Source organism: Actinomycetospora sp., from assembly GCF_055612215.1.
Genome location: NZ_JBVPVA010000474.1, coordinates 1 through 3,643, shown reverse-complemented (window position 1 = coordinate 3,643; position 3,643 = coordinate 1). Strand labels below are relative to the sequence as shown.

The window sequence follows — 3,643 nt, the reverse complement described above, 5'->3', positions numbered from 1 at the left end:
GGTGCGGGCGGCGGGACCGCCGGCGCGGCGACCTGACCGGGCGCCGGGGCCGGGGCGGCGGAGGTCGGGATGACCAGCGGCGGGCCCGAGGACGGCCCGCCCCCGACCAGGGACACCGCCTGGAAGGCCACGAACGCGACGATCGCGAGCACCGCGACCACCAGCAGCGTCACCCCGATGCGCAGCTTGCGGCGCGTCGCGGCGTCGTGCTCCTCGGGGGCCTCGTCGTCGTCGGGCTGCCACACCGTGCCCGGGTCGTCGTCGAGCTGGACGCCGTCCTCGGTGAGCGGAAGCAGCACGCCGTCGTCCTCGGCGCCCTCGCGCAGCTGGCGCACCAGGCCGTGGACGGCGGCGGCGGTCCGGATGCCGCCGGTGGCGTCGAGGGTGCGGTCGACGAGGGCGGCGAGCCCCACCGGCAGCCCCGGGCGCAGGTCACGGACCGGCACGGTGGCCCCGGACGCGGTCCGGGGCGCGGCCTTGAGCCCGGCGGGCGTGCTGCCGTCGGTGGCGGGCCACCGGGCGGTGAGCAGCAGGTAGAGCACCGAGCCGAGACCGCGGACGTCGTCGTCGACCGTCGCGTCCCCGCGCGGCATCGGGAAGGCGAGCCGCGCCGCGGTCCGGGCGGTGACCCGGACGCGCTGGGGGTGGTCGATGCCGAGGACGAGGCCCGCGCGGTGGGCGTCGGCGACCGCCTGGGCCAGCGGCTCGACCACCCGCAGCGCCGCGCTCGGGCTCAGCGGTCCGCCGGCGACGAGCTCGGCGAGATCGCGCCCGGGGGTCCACTCGGCCACCGCGGCGCCCAGCACGCCGGCGGGCAACCGGGAGGACCCGGGCTGCACGACGTCGAGCACGCGGGCCGCGTGGCGGTGGGAGAAGTGGGCGGAGCGGGTGGCGCGCGAGAGGGCCGACGACGCCCGCACGTCGGCCTGCCAGCCGCCGACGAGCATCGTGATGGCGACGTCGCGCTCCAGCGTCGTGTCCCGCGCCTTCCACAGCACGGCGTCCGCGGACCGGTCGCGGCCGACCTCGGCGACGAGGCGGTAGCGGTCGGCGATGACGGTGCCGGGCACGATCGCACCGTCGCGCCCGACGGCGATCGGGCCCGAGGCGGGCGCACGGGGGCCCCAGGGCGCCCCGCCCCGACGGCCGGGGACGGCCCCGCCGCGGCCGCCGGCGGACCGGCCGCCGGTGCCGCCGCGGCGGGTCCCCTCGGGCAGGAACGTCGTCGGCCCGTCGAGGCGCGGGGCCTCGGGGACCGGGGGCACGGCGGTCGTCGGGACGTCGTCGGCGGCGCCGGTCCCGGGTTCCGGACGGCCCTCGGGCGCCTCGGCGGCGGGGCGCTCACCCGATCCGTCCGGCGCGGTGCCGTCGTCGGCGGACCCGGCGGGTGTCGGCGCCACGTGGGGGTCCTCGGCGGGCTCGACGTCGGCGTCCTCGCCGGGACGCCCGAGCGGGGCGACCTCGACGGCGCCCGACGGCTCGGCGAGGGCGGCTCGCGGTGTTCCGGGCGCGCGGCCGCCGGCCATCGCGTCGTCCACCCCTCACCTCCGGCGCCCTCGCCACACCCCTGGGCGGCCCGGGTCCCCGAGACCGCACGCCCCCGTCGCAGGCGAGCGTACGGGACACCGGCCCGCCCGTCGTGGACCCGGCGGCCGCGGCGACACCCGTCACGACGGGGCAACCCCGCCGGACCTGCGAGCTGCGGTCAGCGACCGACGAGCCGGCGCAGGCGCGAGGCGACCGGGTCGAGCTCCGGCACCCGCAGCAGCCGCATCGCGACCACCAGCACGGCGAGCGAGACGACCCCGCCGACCCCCACGGTGAGCCACGCCTTCGCGACGGCGCCCGCCCCGCCGAGGAAGCGCTCGAGGACGGTCACCACCAGCACGGCGGTCAGCACCGACACCACCGAGGCGATGCCGGTGAGCAGCACCGTGCGCGCCACGCGGCGGCTGTCGAGGCGCCCGATGCGCCGGCGCAGCCACACGTCGCCGACCACGAGACCGACGACGAAGCCGAAGGCGTTGACCGCGGCCAGGCCGAGCACCACCTGGTCGGGGGGCAGCAGGACCGGGCACAGGTAGGCCAGCGGCACCTTCACCGCGGTCATGATGACCATGATCAGGGTGGGGGTGCGGGCGTCGGCCATGGCGTAGAAGACGCGCAGCTGCAGCATCACGACGGCCATCGGGAGCAGCCCGAACGCCGAGGCCGAGAGCGTGGCGCCGAGCGCCTCGGCCGACGACCCGCCGGCGCGGCCGACGGAGAACATCGCGACGCCGAGCTGCGAGCCGAACACGGTGAGGATGACGCTGACCGGCAGCAGCGTCACCGTGGAGAGCCGCGAGCCGAGCGAGAGGTCGTCGACCACCTGGTCGAGGCGCCCGTTCGCCGCCGCCGCGCTCATCCGCGGCATGAGGGCGGTCAGCAGGGAGACCCCGAGCACGCCGTAGGGCACCTGGATGAGCAGCCAGGCGTTCGAGTAGATCGACGGACCGCCGTCGGTGGCCGAGAACGCCACCCGCAGGATGACGGTCAGGCCGATCTGGCTGACCACGACGTAGCCGATCACCCAGGCCGCGAGCCCGCCGAACGACGTGAGCCGCGGATCCCAGCCGAAGCGCCAGCGCCACCGGAACCCGGTGCGCCGCATCGCGGGCAGCATCACCACGGCCTGCAGCACGATGCCGAGTGTGCTGCCGACCCCGACGACGAGCAGCTGGGCCGAGCTGATCGGACTGCCGTCGGCCGGTGACGGCAGCATCCAGTAGACCGCGAGCGAGACCAGCACGACGACGTTGTTGAGGACCGGCGCCCACGCCGCGGGCCCGAACACCGCCCGGGCGTTGAGGATCGCCCCGAACAGCGCCCCCATGCCGTAGAAGAAGATCTGGGGCAGGAGCAGGTAGGCGAAGTCGGTGGCCAGCGGCCGGTTGGCCTCGTTCTCGATGTAGGGCTGGACGAGCAGGGGTGCGGCGAGCACGGCGAGCGTCGTCGCCCCGAGGAGCACCACCGCGGCACCGGTGAGCAGCTTCTGGGCGAACCCGTCGCCCTCGTCGCCGTCCTCCTTGGCGGCCCGCACCAGCACGGGGATGACGACGCTGGTCAGGACGCCGCCCAGCAGCAGCTCGAAGATGATGTTGGGCAGCGTGTTCGCGATGTTGAACGAGCTGCCGACGAGCCCGAGGCCGATGGTGGCGGCCAGCGCCAGGGTGCGCAGGAAGCCGGTGAGGCGGCTGACCAGCGTCGCCACCGCCATGCCGCTCGAGGCCTTGACCAGCGACGAGTCGTCGCGGTCATCGCTCGGCGCGCGAGGGGCGGGGACGGCGGAGGCGTCCTGCTCGAGCGGTGGGCGCGGGAGCAGGACGGTCTCGTCCGGGGAGTCGCCGACGGTCCACGACGCGAGCGGGGCCGACCGGTCGGTCTCCGGGCGCGCCAGGGCCGCCATGCGGGTGGTGGCCTCCTCGACGCGCGCGGGGACGAGGTCGGTCTCGGTCGGCCCGTCGGAGCCGGGGACCGGGGCCCCGGGGACCGGAGCAGCGGGGATCGCGCGCGAGGGCACCGTCACGGCGTCCCGGCCCCCGACGCCCGGCCGGCCCGGACCGGGCGGCGGTCCAGGCGGACCCGGGGGTCCCGGCGGTGG

The 3,643-nt window shown here is 77.1% G+C and carries 2 protein-coding genes; both read right to left on the bottom strand.

The features are described 5' to 3' along the window. Positions 1 to 1,538: protein kinase family protein (locus AC0CYZ_RS13225; protein ID WP_472216000.1), on the bottom strand; the 1,538-nt coding region annotated here is incomplete at its 3' end. Between the two features lie 167 nt (positions 1,539 to 1,705). Continuing rightward, positions 1,706 to 3,568, bottom strand: coding sequence for a murein biosynthesis integral membrane protein MurJ (gene murJ, locus AC0CYZ_RS13220; RefSeq protein ID WP_472215998.1), 1,863 nt, complete (start codon positions 3,566 to 3,568; stop codon positions 1,706 to 1,708). Positions 3,569 to 3,643 lie beyond the last annotated feature (75 nt).